This window comes from Anabaena sp. CA = ATCC 33047 (assembly GCF_963870205.1).
GTDB lineage: Bacteria > Cyanobacteriota > Cyanobacteriia > Cyanobacteriales > Nostocaceae > Trichormus.
The window spans coordinates 160416-181219 of the sequence record NZ_CAWMSA010000047.1 but is presented as its reverse complement, the minus strand read 5'-3'; the positions used below and the strand labels follow the sequence as shown (position 1 = coordinate 181219).

Here is a 20804-nt window from a genome sequence, read left to right as displayed (position 1 = left end):
TCAAAATATCTTCCTATAAACATAGGTGTGAGGCTTAGGAGTAGTTCATTTGACTACATTTTCTTAAGTATCTCTTAATGTTATTGGGGATATCAAACATGGTTAACATCTTGCTAAATCGACCAACGGACAATTCATTTTCCAGAGAACAAGCTTTAGTATTACATTTCAACCAAGTCGGGATTGCAGACATACCCTTAGTTGGGGGGAAAAATGCTTCTTTGGGGGAAATGATTCAGCAACTACGACGCAAAGGCGTAAAAGTTCCGACTGGATTCGCTACAACTGCTTATGCTTATAGATATTTCATTTCAGCCGCAGGTATAGAAAAACAACTAAGAGATATTTTTGCAAATTTAGATGTCGAAGATGTGAACAATCTGCGCCAGTGTGGTAAGCAAGCAAGATTGTTAATGCTGCAAACGCCATTTCCGCAAGACTTACAGGATGCGATCGCAGCTGCTTATGAAAAGCTGTGTCAAGAGTATGGTGCAGATACCGATGTGGCTGTACGTTCTAGTGCTACCGCCGAAGACTTACCCGATGCTAGCTTTGCCGGACAACAAGAAACCTACTTAAACGTCCACGGCTTGCAAGCTGTTCTGGAATCCTGCCATAAATGCTTTGCGTCTATCTTTACTGACCGCGCTATTTCCTACCGCCAAATCAAAGGCTTTGACCATTTTAACATAGCCCTATCCGTCGGCGTGCAGAAAATGGTACGTTCTGACTTAGCTACCTCTGGCGTGATGTTCTCCATCGACACCGAAACAGGTTTTAAAGATGCGGCTTTGATTACCGCCGCCTATGGCTTAGGTGAGAACGTGGTTCAAGGCGCAGTTAACCCCGACGAATATTTAGTTTTTAAACCCACACTGCAACAAGGATACCGTTCAATTATTGAAAAACGCCTCGGCAGCAAAGAAATTAAAATGGTTTATGACCTAGGTGGCTCAAAATTGACGAAAAATGTTGCTGTTGCACCTTCAGAACGTCATGTTTTCGCCCTCAACGACGACGAAATTTTACAATTGGGTAACTGGGCTTGCATAATTGAAGAACATTATTCTCAAGTCCGTGGTGTCTACACACCAATGGATATTGAATGGGCTAAAGACGGCTTGACTAATGAATTATTTATAGTACAAGCCCGTCCTGAAACAGTGCAATCTCAGAAAACTAAAAACGTACTGCGTAACTATCGATTACAAGGGAAACTTGAAGAACAACCCAAACCTGTGGTAATTGGTCGTAGCGTTGGGGAAATGATCGGACAAGGTAAAGCCAGAGTTATTCTTGATGTGCATCAAATTGGTCAGTTTCAACCCGGTGAAGTGTTAGTCACCAACCGCACAGACCCAGACTGGGAACCCATTATGAAACGTGCCAGTGCAATTGTCACTAACTCCGGCGGTAGAACTTGTCACGCGGCGATTATTGCCAGAGAGTTAGGAATTCCGGCGATAGTGGGATGCGGTAATGCAACCACAGTTTTAAAAACAGGTCAAGAAATCACAATTAGCTGTGCGGAAGGGGAAACAGGTAAAGTTTATCCGGGTTTATTAGCTTACGAAATTAATGAAGTTCCCCTGGAGAAATTGCCCCGCACCCACACCCAAATTATGATGAATTTGGGCAACCCTGAAGAAGCTTTTGGCTTAACTAATATTCCGAATGATGGTGTGGGTTTGGCACGGATGGAATTTATCATTAACAACCACATCAAAGCCCACCCCCTAGCATTGATTCATTTTGATGAGTTAGATGACGAATTGGCGAAATACAAAATCGCCGAGTTAACCGCCCAATACGCAGATAAAGCCCAATTCTTTGTAGATAAACTCGCCCAAGGTATTGCTACTATCGCCGCAGCTTTCTATCCCAAACCTGTAATTGTGCGCCTCTCTGACTTCAAGAGTAACGAATACGCCAATTTGTTGGGTGGTAAGCAATTTGAACCCCAAGAAGAAAACCCGATGATTGGCTGGCGTGGTGCTTCTCGCTATTATGATCCTCGTTACCGTGAAGGTTTCGCCCTAGAGTGTCAAGCCATGAAGCGGGTACGGGATGAGATGGGTTTAACCAATGTAATTTTAATGATTCCTTTCTGTCGTACCCCCAACGAAGGGCGACGGGTGTTAGCTGAGATGGAACAACATGGTTTAGTGCGGGGAAAAAATGGCTTACAAGTCTACGTTATGTGTGAGTTACCCAGTAACGTGCAGTTAGCCGACGAATTTTGTCAAGTCTTTGATGGGTTCTCGATTGGTTCTAATGACCTGACACAGTTGACACTCGGACTAGACCGAGATTCGGAATTAGTCGCCCATTTATTTGATGAACGAGATGAAGCTGTTAAGAGGATGATAGGGAAAGCGATCGCCACTGTCAAAGAATATGGACGTAAAATTGGTATTTGCGGTCAAGCACCTAGTGATTACCCAGAATTTGCCCGTTTCTTAGTCGAACTAGGGATTGATTCTATTAGTCTTAACCCTGATTCTGTCCTCAAAACCATGTTAGAAATCGCCGCCGCCGAACAGGGTAATTAACATCAGACCCATTTTTCTGATGACTAATGTACGGGCGGGTTTACTCAGAATTATGATGGCTCTACAGATTATCTGGTAAACCCGCCCCTACTGACTAATGACTAACGACTAATAACTAATGACTACACTATGTTTAACAGAATTTTAGTTGCTCTGAACAACAATGAAGTTGGTCAACAGGTTTTTGACCACGCTCTGACTTTAGCCACAGCAACTCATGCAGAATTGTTGTTGTTACACGTTATTTCTCCTTTTGAGGAAGATTATCTTAACTCTTCCGCAATGGAAACATACAGTGTCTATGACGATTATCAGGCTGATAAGGTGGAATATTATGTCAATCAATGGGAAACTTTAAAGCTGGCAGGAATTGAGTTTTTAACATTATTAAATAATCAGGCGATCGCTAAAGGGATAACATCTGATTTCACCCAAGAATTAGGCGAACCTAGCCGGATTATCTGTCAAATTGCTCGCAGTTGGAATGCGGAATTAATTGTTTTAGGTCGTCGGGGACTCAGTGGATTAAGTGAATTTTTCCTGGGTAGTGTGAGTAATTATGTCTTACATCATGCACCCTGTTCTGTGTTAACAGTTCAAGGCAAAATTCCGGAAAATACACCAACTTCTGTGGACACACCCACAGTTAATTAAACAATTGATGTCTTAATTTTTAATTGTTATGTCATCCACTAACTTACAACCTCCATATTTAGCCACAGAGTTATCACATCCTCAAACTTTACTGGCTCATTTGCGAGAACTGCGTCAATCAGTGTATCAAGAAGGTCAGGCACTTTTTCAAGAATGGCGATCGCATATTCAACGCCCAGCTTTTATTGATAGCAGTCTGAACTTAGCTTACTACTTAGCATTGCGACGACATGATTTAAGACCTTTACAAGCTGCTTTAATGCCTTGGGGTGTATCTTCTTTGGGAAGAATTGAAGCCAGAGTCATGGCTAATTTAGATGCGGTGATTGCAACTTTAGCCGCCGTTTGTCATGAGCAATCGGATAGTCATCCACCTGTAGAAGCATTTTTTGAAGGCGATCGCTTACTCAAGCAGAACACTGAGGAGTTATTCGGCAAAACCTTAAGTCATCGCCGGGTAAGAATCATGGTGACATTGCCCACACAAGCCGCCAGCAATTATGATTTTGTCAGAAATCTCATCCATTGCGGTACAGATTGTGTCAGAATTAACTGCGCCCATGATACATCGAAAGAATGGTCAGCGATGATTGATCATGTACGTTTAGCACAATCAGAAATGGGTCGTCCTTGCAAAATCTTCATGGATTTAAGCGGGCCTAAAATTCGCCTGCAATACGCCATTGCACCCCAAGCTAAACAACGTATTTACCGAGGTGAGTCTTTGTTACTTACCCGTGATTTACCAACTACCATTGACTCGGTTTGTTTCCAGGCAAACTGTACATTACCGGAAGTATTAGAACGGCTAGAAGTTGGTGCTACAGTATGGATTGACGATGGTCATATTGGTGCAGTTGTAGAGGCGATCGCACCGGAAGGAGTATGGTTAAAAATTACCCATACACGCCCCAAAGGTGAAAAACTCCGTCCCGATAAAGGTATTAACTTTCCTTACACAGATTTAAATCTTAGTCCATTAACTGATAAAGATCGACAAGATTTAGATTTTATAACTGCTAACGCCGATAATATTGATATTATCGGCTATTCTTTTGTGCAGAAACCAGAGGATATTGAGATTTTGCAAGGAGAGTTAGAGGCTAGATTACCAAAAAATGCACCTATACCGGCGATTGTTGCCAAAATAGAAACACCCCTAGCTGTCACCAACCTCCCAGAATTAATAGTGCAAGCCGCAGGTAAACAACCCTTTGGAATTATGATTGCTAGAGGAGACTTAGCCGTTGAAATTGGCTACCAACGTCTAGCAGAAATTCAAGAAGAAATTCTATGGCTATGTGAAGCTGCCCATGTCCCCGTAATTTGGGCTACCCAAGTCTTAGAAAACCTCGTGAAAAATGGTATGCCATCACGAGCAGAAATGACAGATGCAGCAATGGCAGAACGGGCAGAATGTGTGATGTTAAATAAAGGAGCTTATATCGTTGATGCCGTCGAAATTTTAGACGATGTGCTGACGAGAATGCAAGCACATCAAGTTAAGAAAACTCCACAATTACGCGCCTTGCATTCCTGGTGAATATTTAGCCTAAAGATAAAAAAAGAGTGGGAGAAAGCATATCAATCGCTTTCATCTCCCACTCTGCCATTTGCCACTGTAGCGGTTAGGCACTTGTATAGTTTTTGTCATTTATTTTGGGGGGCTAATAGGAGGTTAATGACAAAACCAATACAAAGTCATCCCTGTTGTGGCAAATGCCAAGTTTAATTGTTTAAATTGCCAATGAATTCTACATAATTGTATTTACTAAATCATGTTTGATAAAAAGATGTGGATAACTTGGTAGCCCCTGACAACCACATCTTGGAAGTCGTTTATCTTCTATATAACTTAACTGAGAAAATTTGATTGTAGTTGCCATTTTGGCAGATTTTTTAAATTCCTCAGTCTGTTGGTAGAAGCTCACCAGTTTACTGAGGGACTTCCCACACCGAATGCTAAACTTGTTTCATTAAAGACGGAGTGAGGAGTCAGTCAGGTGATGAAGTTTATACCTCATTTAGTTGCTGCTGTGGCAACAAGTTCAATCTTGAGTTTAGCTATTAACACTCGCCCAGCCCAAGCTCAAGTAGCCTATGGTAGTTATGTAGGTATTGGCCCTACTGTCGGTATGACTGATGGTATTCAAGTAGGTGGGGTGTTGGCTTTTCGCTACAAACTTTTAGAAGCACCAATTTCTTTTCGCGCTCAAGCTTTAATCGGTCAGAATACAGCAGTTGTCCCCACAGTATCCTATGACATTCCTCTGAATTGGCAAACTGATGCTTACTTAGGCGCAGGTTTAGTATTAACTGGTGGTGAAAGTGCTTCTCCTGTAGGTAACAAAATGAGTTTTGCCTTACAGCCAGGTATTGATTACGCTGTGCCTAACAGTAATACCGTGTTTTTTGGTAACGCCATTATCGCTTTTGATGCTTACCGTAATGGCGGTGGTACGGCTGTTTCTGTTCAAGGTGGTGTAGGCTTGCGATTTTAACAAACTTTGACAGGCTGATCACGACATCATACTGACTTGGCTTTTATGAGATGATAATCATTATCAATCTCATAAAGATTTGCACGATGACAGTTGAAGATTCTCAAGTTAAAACCGACAGATTAATTTATCGTCCCCGTCGTTTGCGCCGTACAACTGCTTTACGGCGTATGGTGCAAGAAACAACGCTGACTGTGAATGACTTGATTTATCCACTATTCGTCATGGAGGGAGAACAGCAAAAAGTTGAAATTGCTTCGATGCCTGGGTGTTATCGCTATTCCCTGGATTTATTACTGTCAGAAGTACAACAAGCTTTTGATTTGGGAATTAATGCGATCGCACTTTTCCCTGTCATCTCAGAACATCTCAAAGATGACACAGGCACAGAAAGCCATAACCCAGACGGACTGGTACAGCGTACTGTCAAAGCTATTAAACAAACAGTTCCCGAAATCGTCGTTATTACAGATGTTGCCCTTGATCCCTTCACCACTCACGGTCATGATGGTTTAGTCGATGACAAGGGTATTATTTTAAATGACCCGACTGTAGAAGTGTTGGTAAAAATGGCACTTTCCCAAGCAGCAGCCGGGGCTGATTTGGTTGCACCTTCCGATATGATGGATGGTAGAGTCGGGGCAATTCGTCGCGCTTTGGATGCTGCCGGCTATTATGATGTAGGGATTCTCGCATATTCTGCTAAGTACGCTTCGGCTTATTATGGCCCCTTCCGTGATGCTTTAGATTCTGCCCCCAAATTTGGGGATAAAAAGACTTATCAAATGGATGCAGCTAACGCTAGAGAAGCTATCAAAGAAGTGGAATTAGATATTGCTGAAGGTGCAGATATTGTGATGGTGAAACCTGCTTTAGCTTATCTTGATATTATCCATCAAATACGTGAATATACGCATCTGCCTGTAGCAGCTTATAATGTGAGTGGGGAGTATGCCATGATTAAGGCGGCCGCACAGCATGGTTGGATTGATGAGAAAAAAGTTATTCTGGAAAGTTTAACCAGTATGAAACGTGCTGGTGCTGATTTGATTTTGACGTATTTTGCTAAGGATGTGGCTTTGATGTTGGTTTGAGGTAGTTTTCAGGGTAGAGGTTTTCTACCCACGAAGAATTTTACTTGTCAAAAATAATCTATGTAAGTCTGATGGTATAGGGCTAATCACCGAAAAATTACTTCTTGTGGCCGTCAAGGCATAATCTGATTCTACCTTTAGATTTATGAATTTCTGACAAACGATTCTTAGCATTTAAAACATTAGGTAACTTTTACCTAATTACGTAAGTGAGGTAAACAATTATGTCAGTTAAAATCAACCAACCTGAGCTACTGATAGAATTATCTAATGAGCAACAACAGTTGCTATCAGCCGGACAATTCCCCGGAGGACAACCCCCAACCGGACAATTCCCCGGAGGACAACCCCCAACCGGACAATTCCCCGGAGGACAACCCCCAACCGGACAACCTTCAGGAGGCAGTCAATGCCCACCGTACTATTATTGCGGTGGCTACTACTACTACCCATATACTGGAAGAACTGGCGGTGGTACAGGGGGATATTAAGTCACCTCAGTCAAGAGATGGGATAGTAACGGCACTTAACTTTACCAGTGAATAAAATTCTTGCCTGACAAGTATTCTTGACAATACGACCGCACACAGCTAGGTTATGTGCGGTCGTTCTGTGATTTATGGAATTTTCAGGGTAGAGGTTTTCTACCCTTGGTATTTTTTTAAACGCGGAGGGGCGCGGAGGTAAACGCGGAGGAACGCGGAGTTTTTTTGAGTGTGTGGGTGAAGGTATAATTAATTTTTCTATACATCTGCGAGGTATGGATGATTACTGGCGATTCTCTGGATACTGTTTCTCATCGGTTATTTGTTTGTAAAACCTGTGCTAGTGTTTGGCAAGATGGTAAGCGTGTCGGTGAAAGTGGTGGCGAAAAACTTTTACGTCAGTTGCAGGAGTTGGCGCAAAGTTGGGAATTACGAGATGAGTTTCCTATCGAAGCTGTTGAATGTATGAGTGCTTGCAACCGTTCCTGTGTGGTGGCTTTTGCTGGTGCTGGTAAGTTGACTTATATGTTTGGTGATTTGACTGTAGATGACTGTGCCTCTGCGGTTTTGGAATGTGCTAGTAAATATTATGCTAAGTCTGATGGGTTACTACCTTGGTCAGAACGTCCTGAACCTTTAAAGAAAGGCATTTTGGCGAGAATTCCGGCTTTAGGTATGGGAAAAGGGGAGTAGAGGGAGATGAGGAAGATGAGGGAGATGAGGGAGAATAACTAATGACTAATAACTAATGACTAATAACTAATGACTAATAACTAATGTTGCGTGTTTTAATTCTGGGTGGTACTGGAGATGCAGCACAATTGGTTGCTAGAGTTGCTACTATTCCGGGTATGGAAGTGATAGCATCTTTAGCGGGGCGCACTCGTGATCCTACTCTCCCGGCTGGTAATGTGCGGGTTGGTGGGTTTGGTGGTGCGTCTGGACTGGCTGAGTATTTACGTCAGATGCAAGTTGATGTCCTCATAGATGCGACTCATCCCTTTGCTAATCAGATTACCTGGAATGCGGCGACGGCTGCACAGGAAGTAGGGATACCCAGATTAATGTTAATTCGTCCGGCTTGGGAACAGGTAGCTGGTGATCGCTGGATTGAAGTTGATAGTCATGTCTCCGCCGCATCTGTTTTAGAAAACCAAGCCAAACGGGTATTTTTAACGGTTGGTAGGCAAGAATTAGCGGCTTTTGCCCATCTTAAAGATATTTGGTTTTTGATGCGGATGATTGACCCGCCGGCGGCTGATGCTTTAGTACCACCGGGGATGATATTGTGCGATCGCGGCCCCTTTTCATTAGATAATGAACGGGAAATTTTAGTTCAACACCATATTGATACTATCGTCAGTAAAAATAGCGGCGGCAATGCCACCTACGCCAAAATTATTGCAGCGCGGGATTTGAATATCCCAGTAGTAATAATTCAACGTCCTGTCACACCACCCGGTGAACAAGTAGCAGATGTTGATACTGCGGTGGCTTGGCTACTTGAACAACTACACAGTCAAAAATAAATAATCAGATTAAATAGTCCATGTTCTTCCTAGGTGGAAATTAAATAATCAGGAAGAACATGATGATGTTTCAGAACGGGACTGTCTGATAAATTGTGTCTAAGATTGTGCCACAGTCAGAAAATTGCTGAATGAATTAACCAAGCAAGACACTAACTCATGCAAAAATTATCTAACTTCTCCAAACGCTTGTTCTACGTCTGCCATATTGTTATATTCCCGTTCTGGCATTTTTTGCAGGGTTTCGATTATCTCCTGACTAGCATTTTTCTGTCTGGCATGATTGATTAAATCTTGTTTATTTCCTGGAAAATCCATGCCACTGAGATTTCTAGAAATATCTACCGCAGATACAGCCATGACTTAACCTCTATGTAATTTGCTTGTTTTATACATCTAGGCTATTGGCAATTACTCTCTATTATTATCTACCGAGAGATATAACTTTAACTTCTAAATATTTGTGCTTTTCTATATATTCATTTTGGTAAATTATCAACTAATAATTAATAGCAATCTCAGCATTATTGAAAAACTACATCCTCGTAAATCTCAGCCATTTTCCCCTCAAAATTAATACTGTTGAGTTGGAAAAAATTGTTTTGCAATGTATAAGTTTGCAAAACCCACAAGCCTTGTTCATTGCGTCTAAAACATTCAACTCGCTGACGTTTAGTATTGATTAAAACGTATTCTTGTAGGGTAACAATTTCTTGATAATCAGCGAATTTATCACCTCTATCAAAAGCTTCAGTAGAATCAGATAAAACTTCCACAATTAAACAGGGAAATCTCTTATAAACAGATGTTTCCTCATCTCTTTGGTCACAAGTTACCATAACATCAGGATAGTAGTATCGATTTAGCGACTCAATTCGGGCTTTCATGTCAGAGATGTAAACACGACAACCAGAACCGCGTACATGGCTACGAAGAAGTATAGCAAGGTTGAGAGCAATGGTAACATGAGAGTCGCTGGCTCCCGCCATTGCGTAGATGTAGCCATTGATGTATTCGTGTTTGATAGAGCTTTCCTCCTCCATTTGGAGGTATTCTTCAGGAGTCAGGTAGTTTTCTTGGGGGGAAGCAATCATAGTTAAGTTAAAATTCAAAATGAAAGCACTTGAATTAATCTTTGACTACTATCCATTGTGTAACAGGAGCCATTGCCCGCCAACCTAAAAATTTCCCAATGGGTTCAGCCCGTTGAATAGCAATACGGGTGAAACTGCCGCCCACTTTCTGATACCATTGAAATAATGTCTGCTCACCTTCGATAGTGACAACGTTAGCAACTAAACGTCCACCTGGGCGTAATGCTTGCCAACAAATATCAAATAAACCATCGGCTGTGACTCCACCACCAATGAAGATAGCGTCTGGTGTGGGTAAATCTTTCAGGGCTGAGGGTGACTTTCCAGCGATAATTTTTAAGTTGGGAGTACCCAAAGCTGTGGCATTATCAGCAATATATTGTAGCCTAGTGGAATTTTGTTCAATAGCGATCGCTTGACATCGGGGATGAGTCCGCATCCATTCTATAGATATCGAACCACAACCAGCCCCCACATCCCAAAGTAATTGTCCAGGTGTCGGTGCTAAACTAGAGAGAGTCACCGCCCTCACTTCCCGTTTAGTTAGCTGTCCATCATGATGATAAGCTTCATCTGGTAAACCTGGTAATCTAGATAAAGGTAAAACCCCAGCATCAGCAATACAATGGACAGCGATCGCATTTAAATCTGCAATATCCGTTTCCTGCCAACTTGCGGCTGTTCCTGTGACTATTCTCTCATGAACACCGCCCATCCGTTCCAAAACAGTGATGACACTATTACCAAAACCGCGCTTTGTCAGAATTTCCGCCACCACACCCGGCGTACTTTTCCCTGCACTCAAAATCAACAACCGCGCCCCCGGATAAATATAACACTGAAGCAAAGCCGGAGGACGACCGCATAAACTTAAAGTTTCCACCTCAGTCAAAGACCATCCCAACCTAGCACAAGCCAGACTAAAAGCCGACGGTGCCGGAATAATCGTCATTTCCGAGATAGGAACGCAACGTAAGAGCGTCACACCAATACCATAACACAAAGGATCACCACTAGCCAACACACAAACCGACCGACCGCGAAACTGCAAAATAGCTTCAACCGAACCACTAATAGGAGAACACCAAACTAACTTCTCCCGTGCGTCATCCTTTCCTAACATAGCCAGATGACGCTCCCCCCCCACAATAATCTCAGCCTCAGCCACCAAAGAACAAGCGATCGCCCCCAACCCCTGTAACCCATCCTCACCAACACCCACAACAGAAAGCCACTTCCTCCTCATAACCTCCTCTTTGCGCCCCTCCGCGTTTACCTCCGCGCTCCTTTGCGTTTCAAAAACTCCCCCTCAAAACCCCACGACTCATGCTAAACTAGCAAAGCTTGAGATTGGGAAACTCTGGTGAGATTCCGGGACTGTGCCGCAGCTGTAATAAAAACCAAAAAAGTTTTTGAGTCAGAATGCCAACCTCAAGAGTTTACCATCTACTCCCTGCGTCGCACGGGGAAGGAGCTTGAGCCTTGCAGTCTGGAACTACACCTTGTCCTGGTTTATTTTATGCCACACCTGCCCAAGATGGAATTCTATCACGTATTAGGATAGCAGGTGGAATCATCAATAGTAAACAAAGTCAAGCGATCGCAGATATTGCCGATAGATATGGCGGTGGGTATGTAGACATAACCAACCGTGCCAACCTGCAAATCCGAGAAATTCGCCAAGATATAACAGCAGAAGACCTAAAACACCTGCAAAACTTAGGAATAGGCTCTACCAACCCAGAAGTAGACCAAATTCGGAATATAATGACAAGTCCCACAGCAGGTATTGATCCCCAAGAAATCATCGATACCCGCCCATTAGTGCAAGCCTGGGACAAATACATCACCGAACATAGCGAATTATCGCAACTCTCGCCGAAATTTAGCGTATGTTTTGATGGAGGAGGCTTAATTTCAGTGAGCGATCGCCTAAACGACATCACACTAAAAGCCATCACCATAAATTCTACAACATACTTCCGCCTCCACCTAACCACCGCAACAGAAATCATCATCTTACCAGAACAAACCCTACCAACTCTCACCGCCTTAACCAACACCTATCTAACCAACTCTTATCCCCTTTGCGCGACGGACACTTTGCTCAAGTCGGCAAAGCCGCCCACGCAAGTGTCCTCCTCTGCGCCTTTGCGCGAAACAATTAAAACAAATTTTCAACGCAAACCCAGACTAAAACAAATCATCAACCAACTAGGACTAGAGAACTACCTAAAACAAGCCCAGCAACAACTACCATTTAAATTAACCAGAAAACACCCCATCCCCCCCACAGAGAAATCAAACAACCGATATCACCACATAGGGATACATCCCCAACGCCAACCAGGACTATATTACATCGGCGTAGTCTTACCCCTAGGACGCTTAGAAACGCAACAACTCAGAGGTTTAGCCCACCTAGCCGAAAAATACGGTAGTGGAACACTGCGACTTACCCCTTGGCAGAATGTACTATTAACAGACATTCCCCAAGACAAACTCACGGATGTTCAAAGACAAATTACTGAATTAAAATTAGATTTCTCAGCAACTAACATCAAAAGTGGCTTAGTAGCTTGTTCTGGTAAACATGGGTGTGCATCTGCGGCGACAGACACCAAAACTCATGCGCTGACATTAGCAGAGTATCTGCAATCTCATGTTAACCTAGAACATCCGGTAAATATTCACTTGAGCGGCTGTGAAAAATCCTGCGCCCAGCATAGTAAAAGTGATATTGCTTTACTAGGTGTGAGTGAGGAACGCTATCAAGTTTATGTAGGAGACGGAGACAGTGATCAAAAATTTGGTCGTGAACTTTATCATGATGTGCTGTTTACCGACTTACCCGCCCTCATCGAGCAGATGTTAAACGTGTATAAAAACCAACGTTTAAATTCATCGGAAACTTTCGGAGAATTTACCAACCGCTACGCACCAGTGCAACTACAACAGTTATTCTCACGCCCGAACTCCATGACTGACTACATCCGTGATGCTAATGAAATTTATCGTAATTCCTTTGCCATTATTCGCTCCGAAGCCAATCTAGATATACTCCCAGCAGATGTAGCAAAAGTTGCTGTAAGGCTAATTCATGCCTGTGGAATGACGGATATTGTCACCGACTTAGGATATTCACCAACGGCGGTAGAGTCGGGGAGAAAAGCATTAGCAGCTGGCGCACCGATTTTATGTGATTGTCGCATGGTAGCGGACGGCGTGACCAGAAAACGTTTACCTGCGAACAATCGAGTTATCTGTACCCTGAATGAGCCAGAAGTCCCACAACTAGCGCAAAAGTTGGGTAATACGAGGTCGGCGGCAGCTTTAGAATTATGGAAACCGTATCTAGAAGGCGCAGTTGTCGCCATTGGCAATGCACCGACAGCATTATTTAGATTACTGGAAATGTTAGATGCAGGTGTGCCTAAACCGGCGGTAATTTTAGGTTTTCCCGTGGGGTTTGTGGGTGCAGCCGAATCAAAAGCCGCATTAGCAGCAGATAGCCGCAATGTGCCATTTATCACTTTACATGGACGGCGGGGAGGGAGTGCGATCGCAGCCGCCGCAGTTAACGCCCTGGCAACGGAGGAAGAATAATCATGACAGCCAAAGGTCGCCTTTACGGTATTGGTGTAGGGCCAGGAGATCCAGAATTATTGACACTAAAAGCCCTGCGGTTATTACGTAGTGCGCCTGTAGTGGCGTATCAATCAGCCACCGATAAAGAGAGTATAGCCAGGGGAATTGTTGCCCAGTATCTCACAGGCGAACAAATCGAAGTAGGTTTTCACCTCCCCCGCGCCTTAGAACCAGAGAAAGCCAAGGAAATATACGATCAAGAAATTGCACCCATCGCCGAACATTTAGCAGCCGGACGGGATGTAGTAGTATTGTGTGAAGGCGACCCGTTTTTTTACGGTTCATTCATGTATGTCTTCACACGTTTATCGGAACAGTACCAAACGGAAGTCGTTCCCGGAGTATCATCATTAATGGCTTGTCCGGTGGCTTTGGGTGTACCGTTCACCTATTACAATGATATCCTGACTGTGTTACCTGCGCCACTGCCAGCAGAAGAACTAATTTCACAACTACTAACCACCGATGCCGCCGCCATTATGAAACTCGGCCGTCATTTTACCAAAGTGCGAGATATCCTGCATCAATTAGGATTAGCTTCACGGGCATTATATATTGAACGGGCAACAATGTCACAGCAGAGAATTATACCCTTAGATGAAGTTAACCCGGCGGAAGTACCTTATTTTGCGATGATTGTCATACCTACTAAAAATCGACTGTAAAATTTTTCATCCGCGTTTATCTGCGTTTATCTGCGTTCAATTATTTTCCTGTATTTTAAACGCAGAGTCACGCAGAGGTAAGCGCAGAGGTACGCGGAGTTTTGGTTTTGTATTAAGATATCTATTCTAAAGTTCAAGAACTCCCATGAAGAAGGTTGCACCTGCCGTTGTTGTATTAAGTCAAAATAGTGTAGCACTAGCCCGGAAAATTATCACCGTCTTACCAGGGGCGACGCTATACGGGTTAGCAGGGCGCACCTCACAGGTTGATGTTAGCTTTACTAATTTCGGTGACACACTGCGGGAATTGTTCGCGGAGGGTACGCCGTTAATTGGTATTTGTGCGGCGGGTATTCTCATCAGAACTTTAGCACCTCTGATTTCTGATAAACGTCAAGAACCGCCTCTGTTAGCTGTGGCTGAAGATGGTAGCGCGGTTGTGCCTCTGTTGGGGGGACTAAATGGGGTAAATGATTTAGCACGGCGTATTGCTGAGGTGTTGGATACTCAAGCAGCTATTACTACTACAGGTGATATTCGGTTTCGTACTGCTTTGTTATCTCCTCCGCCTGAATATCATTTAGCTAACCCAGACGACGCGAAAAAATTTATCTCTGATTTATTAGCAGGGGAACAGGTAAAACTAGAAGGAATTGCACCTTGGTTAAGTCATAGTCAGTTACCCTTTGACTCTCATGGTAATTTAACTATTACTGTCACAGAACGCTGTGTGACTACGACAGCTAACTGTTTAGTTTATCATCCCAAAAATCTGGCGATCGCCATCTCTGACAATTCTGTTACTCTAGACTCTATCCAACAGTTACTCACCGAGGCTCAACTTGCACCTGCATCTATAGCTGGGATATTTGCACCCCTCACCATCGCCGCACAGCCAGCAATTCACCAGATAGCTGATGCTTTTGGTGTACCGACTCGCTTTTTCACCACCAGTCAACTAGAAAGTTTGTTATCTCAAGGTTATCACCTCGCCGCAGCTGTCGCACTCGCCGCCACTAATTCATCTGGTAAACTGCTTACTGCTTCATCTTCTCAGATGGCGATCGCTATTTCTCCCCAACCCATCGACTCGAACACCATCGGTCAACCACAGGGAAGATTAGCAATTATTGGTACTGGCCCCGGTGGTTTACAATGGATGTCACCAGAAGTTAAAGACATCCTCAAATCGGCAACTGATTTAGTCGGTTACAAAACTTATCTAGATTTAGTCGGTTCTCTGGCGGTGGGAAAACAACGCCATGAGTCAGACAACCGCGAAGAAATCGCACGGGCAACAATGGCACTCGATTTAGCAGCTACCGGACGCTATGTAGCGGTGGTTTCTTCCGGTGATCCTGGTATTTATGCAATGGCGGCGGCGGTGTTTGAAGTTCTGCACCACCACCATAAACCCGAATGGGATAGCATAGACATTCACGTTGCGCCAGGAATTTCCGCCATGCAAGCCGCCGCCGCTACCGTTGGCGCGCCTTTAGGACATGATTTTTGTGCTATCTCTCTGTCTGATATCTTAAAGCCTTGGCCAATTATCGAGCAACGAATTGCCGCAGCAGCCCAAGCAGATTTTATTATGGCTTTTTATAATCCTATATCAAAAGAGCGCACTTGGCAATTAGCAGCAGCGAAAAATATTTTATTGCAGTACAGACAACCTTCTACGCCCGTGGTGTTGGCGCGGAATGTTGGCAGACCAGGGCAAAGGGTGAGGGTAATTACACTTGAGGAATTAGCACCAGATACCGCCGATATGCGGACTGTAATTCTTGTTGGTTCGTCTCAAACTCAAACTATTAAACGCAGTGATGGCAGTATCTCTGTTTATACGCCCCGTCGATATCATTAAGACCAATTATCATGCTAGCAAAAGAAATTTTTTTCAACAAGTTATGAAAGGTAAAATGCACAAAATGGTAATCCATCGCGGATAAATATCAATTTTATTTGACGTTTTTAAGTAAATAAAGTAAAACCCCAGAACTGGGAGTTTCTGGGGTTGATAACCTGACCACCTCTACTTTTATAAATCAAAATTGATAGGAGTTTATCATTTACTTCAGACGTAAAAATGTGTTTTTTGTCCGAAATTATTCACGGTTTTCAAACTATAGTTGAGATAATTTTCAATAAACTCCTTACCCTAGCTATAATCACACTGAAAAATTACATATTTTCGGTATATTTCTATAATAGAATTACCAAATAATCCAGATATAATTCCATAGTTTATGTCTAATTGTGTCAGTTTTATATATTGTCTTATTACTGGAATTGTTCAAAAATAAAAATATCATGTGTAACACATGATTGTAGCCAATCAAAGTGACAGAAAACCTCATAAATGTCTGCTTAGGCAGACATTTTTTATTGCTGAAAAGTGTAAACCGAAGTAGTTGATAGCGGTGACGATATAGGTGATGACGTGATTGATTACTAAATAGTTCTTAAATGATGTATGAAAGATGGCGATCGCTCAGAAATTATTTATAAAGTAAACCTGAGATTGTAGTGGACTGACACAGCTAATTTAGTACATTAGGAAACTCTTGTGGGATGGTCATCTTGCCTGCACCACAAGAAATCTTGAATTATCTTTGTGCATCATTTTAGTCGTGTCAGTCCACTACTTAATATTTACTTGCTAAATAGCCCTCAATCACAAATAATACAGTTTTTCTATCCAAACCATAGTTTGATGATGATGAAGATGATTATCATCTCAGTGCTTCCCTGAGACAAGGGAGAAAAATTGAGGCTCCATTTCCCATTTCTCACCTGCTTCTGTTAATATTCCTGATAGACATTAAAATGCTTTGTAAAATTTAATCGGATTATTCTGAAGAGTCAGGATTACTTTTCCAAAACACCCATGAACAAATTTATACTTAGCTTACTCTCTAGCCCTGTCTTGATTGCATCTGTACTGTCTATGACTGTTATGGTAAATCAAGCGCAAGCTGTGGAGGCACAAGCGAGAACCACAGATAAACTATCTTGTATTAGAAATAAACATAAAGTGGGTTTAGTATGTACTAGGTCTTCTGTATTAGCTCAAGTGCCTCAATATCAACAAGAAGTAGAGTTTTCTCGTGATGATGCTCCGATGTTAGCTTTCAACGTAGAAGAAAGCAATATGGCAGTTGATTTATTTGGCTGTGATTGTCCTGCTTGTATCAATTCTTTGCGTAAAATGCGAGGTGTGACACCTTTGGTGTATTAGTATTCCATGGGCGATCGCTTCACGGCTCACAACATCGATAGCCAAAACTATCAAAGGCAGTCGCCATAATCAAGGTTAACTCTGTTATGGCGACTGCCTCAGCATTTTTAGAGTCATAGTTACTGGTATATTCCGGTTTGAGATTGATTTAGCGACAACCAGCCCAAGTTATCCATTTATGGGATACGCTGATGCGTACAGATGTGCCAGTCATTTCTTTTTCTGTCACCATTGCCTCGGCGATATCTGCACCTCTCAGTTCTGCCTCAATCATATTACTACCAATCAAAGTGGTTTGCTTGAGATTAGCATTACTCAAGTCAGCACCACTCATTTCTGCTTCACTGAGATTTGCACCCAGTAGGTTAGACATCGTTAGGTTAGCACTACGCAAATCAGCCCGGCTGAGGTTACTTTCTTGAAGGTTGGCTCTACATAAATAGGCTCCAATTAAGTTTACCTCATGTAAATTTGCACCAATTAAGCTCGCGCCAGTTAAGTCAGCATCAGTTAAATTGGCTCGACTGAAATCACATCCATCTAAATTAGCTTGACTCAGGTTAGCACCACTTAAGTCAGCCTCAACAAAGTTGGCACCACTTAAATTAGTGCCGGAAAGATTGACTTGATGCAAATTTGCGCGCTCAAATTTTCGTTCTCCTGCTGTATATGAATCTAGGAGCTTGTGAGCATCCATGTTTTCACCTCCCAATTTTGACAAATATCTGTGTTTAGTTGTGAATTCACACTACCCAAACCACACCCAAGACTATTTGTTAAGTCTTCCCAGACTTGATTTTTAGTGAAAAATGGTAACTATATTGTGCTAAATTTTTTCGTCTTCGGCGCAATTACTTCATAGAAATATACTTAATTTTACAGCTAAAAGCTAGAGAGCATAAGGGAACAGCAAAAAATAAATTATCCAAATCGACTGTTAGTAGGGTGCGTCAGTCTGAATATTTTCTTGGTATAGCTAGGGTTTCGCGTTCTGACGCACCCTAAACTTGGGATATTTTTTATCTGGAAGTCCCTAAGTCATGAATCTGTTGCTCTATCTCTTTAGTTATAAGAAAAATCACCTATTTAATTGAATGTTTTGCATTCAAAATATGTTTTATTAAAACAATTTATATGAAAATACTGTATAAAATCCTTGAAACGAGTCAGTTAATAATATTGCATGAATTTTCAAGTCTTTTAATATTTAGTAAATTTTTTATAACTTTCGGTAGCAAAAAATGGTTTGATGATAAATATGTCAACTTGATATTTTCCTCTATCAAGCTGCAAGCGATCGCCTCAGTCACCATCTAAGCGATCGCTTTTTATTTCCACCTGTAAACTCAGGCGATGACACCATTTCATCGGTGTCAACTCAGTGTCAAATTATCATATAATATTACCAAATAATTGCTATTTTCAAGATTTAACAATAAAGAAAAGATTAAATTATCATGACAGCTACCAATACTGAGAATTTTCTTAGCACTTTATGCCAAGCGGCTGCTGCATATCGCGGAAAAAATGCGACAAATCCCACAGCCAAGGAAGTAGTAAACGCCTTATTAGCAGCAGAAAAAACCGCCAAACAGCAACGATTAACTTATAATTTTGAGTCTTTGGTGGGTAAATGGCGGTTATGTTTTGCCACGGGTACTAAAAAAGCCAGACAACGCGGAGGGATTATTTTAGGTAATGGTTGGTATGTGCCGCAACTGGTAACAATTCATATTTCATTTAGTGTAACTCCAGAGGCAGATTTTAATAGAGGGGGAATTGCTAATCAGGTACAATTGGGAGCAATATTATTAAAGCTGACAGGGCCAACCAAATATTTAGGGAAGAAAAATATACTGGCTTTTGACTTTAACCAAATGTGCCTGAGTGTATTTGAACGCACTATTTACAACAAACCTATTCGGGCGGGTAAGGTGGAAGCTGAAGATTTTTACAGCCAATCTATCGGTAAATTACCCTTTTTCGCCTTCTTCTTAATTACAGAAGACATGATTGCCGCCCGTGGACGTGGGGGAGGTTTGGCGTTATGGATACGTGACGATGATAGACTGAATCAGAGTGAAGCGATCGCCCGCTCAATTTCTTGACTGACTAACTTGTTACCTTGTAAATTCAGGTGAATATGGTCTTGGTATAAGGCTGGTGGTTGAGGATTAGCGTTAAATATCGGCAGAAAATCGATATAAGTAATTTGCTGCGCTTGGGTAAAATCCTTGAGACGTTGACGGGCTTTAATCTCATAATCACGAGAACCAGGTTCACCGATTTCTCGCAATAAGGGAGTCATCACCAACAAGAATTTACAATTATTTTGCCGAGTTAACGCTTGAATTTGAGCAATTGCCTCTAGGTTAACACCCACGCGATCGCCTGATTCTTTCTGTACTGCTTTTAATTCAGGAATCGGTGGCTGTTTTTTGCCGTAACGCTGCCATACTTCCACTAAAGCTAGGGGTGGTTTTTTATCTGGGTAATTGCGATCGCGTCCCACTGGTAAAGAAGTAGGTGCAGTAGCAAATAAATCATCGGTATTAATCACCAAAACCACCACCTCAGCCTGAAACGTGCCAAATTTCTGGAGATAAGCCAATTCATTTCTTGGCCCCCAAGAATTAGCAGAAGCATTTAGCACCTCGGTGGGCTGATGTTGAGACAAGCTAGCCATCATCAAGCTAGAAATAGTATGAGTCTGATCAGTCCACCAACCACCATTCACAATTGAGTCGCCCAATAGTAGAATGCGCCGTGTCGAGGGTGCAAGAGTCGGAGATATAGAAGCACTCCGCATAGAATATTGATTAATCTCAATGCGCTTACCAAAACGACGAGTGCGTTGATTAGGTGCTAACAAATAACCGACTTGGGAATCAGCAACATAAGTCAGAGGATTACCAAAACCAAACAGCGATCGCAATCCTATCTCCAATGCCACCAACACCACCACCAGCACCAAATTGATCACCAATACTAACTTCACTTGTAAACAACCTCCGTGATTAGTCATTAGTCATTAGTCATTCTCTCCCTCATATCATGTCCGTTTGAATAGTTATCATATCTGTTGGGGTAGGGAACAGGAACAGAGAAAAGATCAGCATCGAAAACTTATCATAAGTAATTAGCCGGACATGATATCATCCCCCAATCCCCAATCCCCAACCTCTATACAACGTTGCAAAGCTTAAAGTAAATATTATTTATCAGACAGTCTCATCTTTATATAGAAGGTCTAAAATCAAAACGGACAGACTAGCACTGTAACAAAGGGAGGATTACAATAGCTATGTCCGATTTAAACCGAGGAATCATGAAATTTGAAG

At 42.3% G+C, this 20804-nt stretch carries 18 protein-coding genes, 1 pseudogene and 1 riboswitch; of the genes and pseudogenes, 14 read left to right on the top strand and 5 right to left on the bottom strand.

What is annotated here, in order from left to right; genetic code table 11:
* The first annotated feature begins 98 nt into the window (after nt 1-98).
* The 8 genes from ppsA to AACS98_RS16285 all read left to right on the top strand — a co-directional run bounded on the left by ppsA (nt 99) and on the right by AACS98_RS16285 (nt 8815).
* The gene (ppsA, locus tag AACS98_RS16320) at nt 99-2552 is read left to right on the top strand and encodes a phosphoenolpyruvate synthase (protein ID WP_066381712.1); all 2454 of its coding nucleotides are present in this window, start codon (nt 99-101) and stop codon (nt 2550-2552) included.
* Between the two features lie 129 nt (nt 2553-2681).
* Nucleotides 2682-3206 (top strand): universal stress protein, encoded by a 525-nt coding sequence (locus AACS98_RS16315; protein WP_066381711.1) that lies wholly within the window; start codon nt 2682-2684, stop codon nt 3204-3206.
* Nucleotides 3207-3234: 28 nt separating this feature from the next.
* Nucleotides 3235-4749 carry a pyruvate kinase gene (locus tag AACS98_RS16310; protein ID WP_066381710.1) on the top strand — a complete coding sequence of 505 codons (1515 nt, stop codon included), beginning with the start codon at nt 3235-3237 and terminating at the stop codon, nt 4747-4749.
* Nucleotides 4750-5212: 463 nt separating this feature from the next.
* Nucleotides 5213-5707 carry a hypothetical protein gene (locus tag AACS98_RS16305; protein ID WP_066381709.1) on the top strand — a complete coding sequence of 165 codons (495 nt, stop codon included), beginning with the start codon at nt 5213-5215 and terminating at the stop codon, nt 5705-5707.
* Between the two features lie 86 nt (nt 5708-5793).
* Entirely contained in the window at nt 5794-6801 is a 1008-nt protein-coding gene (gene hemB, locus AACS98_RS16300) for a porphobilinogen synthase (protein ID WP_066381708.1), read from the top strand.
* 224 nt (nt 6802-7025) lie between these two features.
* Entirely contained in the window at nt 7026-7292 is a 267-nt protein-coding gene (locus AACS98_RS16295) for a hypothetical protein (protein WP_066381701.1), read from the top strand.
* A gap of 273 nt (nt 7293-7565) precedes the next feature.
* Nucleotides 7566-7979, top strand: coding sequence for a DUF1636 domain-containing protein (locus AACS98_RS16290; protein WP_066381700.1), 414 nt, complete (start codon nt 7566-7568; stop codon nt 7977-7979).
* Nucleotides 7980-8062: 83 nt separating this feature from the next.
* Complete coding sequence (locus AACS98_RS16285; RefSeq protein WP_066381699.1) at nt 8063-8815, top strand: cobalt-precorrin-6A reductase; 753 nt, start codon at nt 8063-8065, stop codon at nt 8813-8815.
* A 168-nt stretch (nt 8816-8983) separates the two neighbouring features.
* On the opposite strand, the gene AACS98_RS16280 is transcribed toward AACS98_RS16285, so the two are convergent.
* The 3 genes from AACS98_RS16280 to AACS98_RS16270 form a co-directional block, all read right to left on the bottom strand.
* Nucleotides 8984-9175: a DUF2795 domain-containing protein gene (locus AACS98_RS16280; RefSeq protein WP_066381696.1), complete on the bottom strand. Its 192-nt coding sequence runs from the start codon at nt 9173-9175 to the stop codon at nt 8984-8986.
* A gap of 164 nt (nt 9176-9339) precedes the next feature.
* On the bottom strand, nt 9340-9909 hold the full coding sequence (locus tag AACS98_RS16275; protein WP_066381694.1) for a Uma2 family endonuclease: 570 nt from the start codon (nt 9907-9909) through the stop codon (nt 9340-9342).
* Nucleotides 9910-9943: 34 nt separating this feature from the next.
* Complete coding sequence (locus tag AACS98_RS16270; RefSeq protein WP_066381692.1) at nt 9944-11155, bottom strand: bifunctional cobalt-precorrin-7 (C(5))-methyltransferase/cobalt-precorrin-6B (C(15))-methyltransferase; 1212 nt, start codon at nt 11153-11155, stop codon at nt 9944-9946.
* A 97-nt stretch (nt 11156-11252) separates the two neighbouring features.
* Nucleotides 11253-11345, top strand: a riboswitch (adenosylcobalamin-variant (AdoCbl-variant) riboswitch).
* A gap of 46 nt (nt 11346-11391) precedes the next feature.
* Here AACS98_RS16270 and cobG point away from each other — a divergent pair.
* The 5 genes and pseudogenes from cobG to AACS98_RS16245 all read left to right on the top strand — a co-directional run.
* Nucleotides 11392-12795 (top strand): annotated as a pseudogene (gene cobG / locus AACS98_RS16265) (precorrin-3B synthase); the annotation flags it as partial.
* Between the two features lie 93 nt (nt 12796-12888).
* Nucleotides 12889-13515, top strand: a complete 627-nt coding sequence (locus AACS98_RS16260; protein ID WP_232317162.1) for a precorrin-8X methylmutase — start codon at nt 12889-12891, stop codon at nt 13513-13515.
* Between the two features lie 2 nt (nt 13516-13517).
* Nucleotides 13518-14222, top strand: a complete 705-nt coding sequence (locus AACS98_RS16255) for a precorrin-2 C(20)-methyltransferase (protein ID WP_066381689.1) — start codon at nt 13518-13520, stop codon at nt 14220-14222.
* A 145-nt stretch (nt 14223-14367) separates the two neighbouring features.
* Complete coding sequence (gene cobJ, locus AACS98_RS16250; RefSeq protein ID WP_066381687.1) at nt 14368-16089, top strand: precorrin-3B C(17)-methyltransferase; 1722 nt, start codon at nt 14368-14370, stop codon at nt 16087-16089.
* Nucleotides 16090-17112: 1023 nt separating this feature from the next.
* Nucleotides 17113-17463 (top strand): hypothetical protein, encoded by a 351-nt coding sequence (locus AACS98_RS16245; protein ID WP_066381685.1) that lies wholly within the window; start codon nt 17113-17115, stop codon nt 17461-17463.
* 148 nt (nt 17464-17611) lie between these two features.
* Here the strand turns inward: AACS98_RS16245 and AACS98_RS16240 are convergent, their stop codons facing one another.
* Entirely contained in the window at nt 17612-18160 is a 549-nt protein-coding gene (locus tag AACS98_RS16240; RefSeq protein ID WP_066381683.1) for a pentapeptide repeat-containing protein, read from the bottom strand.
* Nucleotides 18161-18920: 760 nt separating this feature from the next.
* Here AACS98_RS16240 and AACS98_RS16235 point away from each other — a divergent pair.
* Entirely contained in the window at nt 18921-19571 is a 651-nt protein-coding gene (locus AACS98_RS16235; RefSeq protein ID WP_066381682.1) for a hypothetical protein, read from the top strand.
* Here the strand turns inward: AACS98_RS16235 and AACS98_RS16230 are convergent.
* Complete coding sequence (locus tag AACS98_RS16230) at nt 19538-20461, bottom strand: SGNH/GDSL hydrolase family protein (protein ID WP_066381771.1); 924 nt, start codon at nt 20459-20461, stop codon at nt 19538-19540. The genes AACS98_RS16235 and AACS98_RS16230 overlap by 34 nt on opposite strands.
* Nucleotides 20462-20804 lie beyond the last annotated feature (343 nt).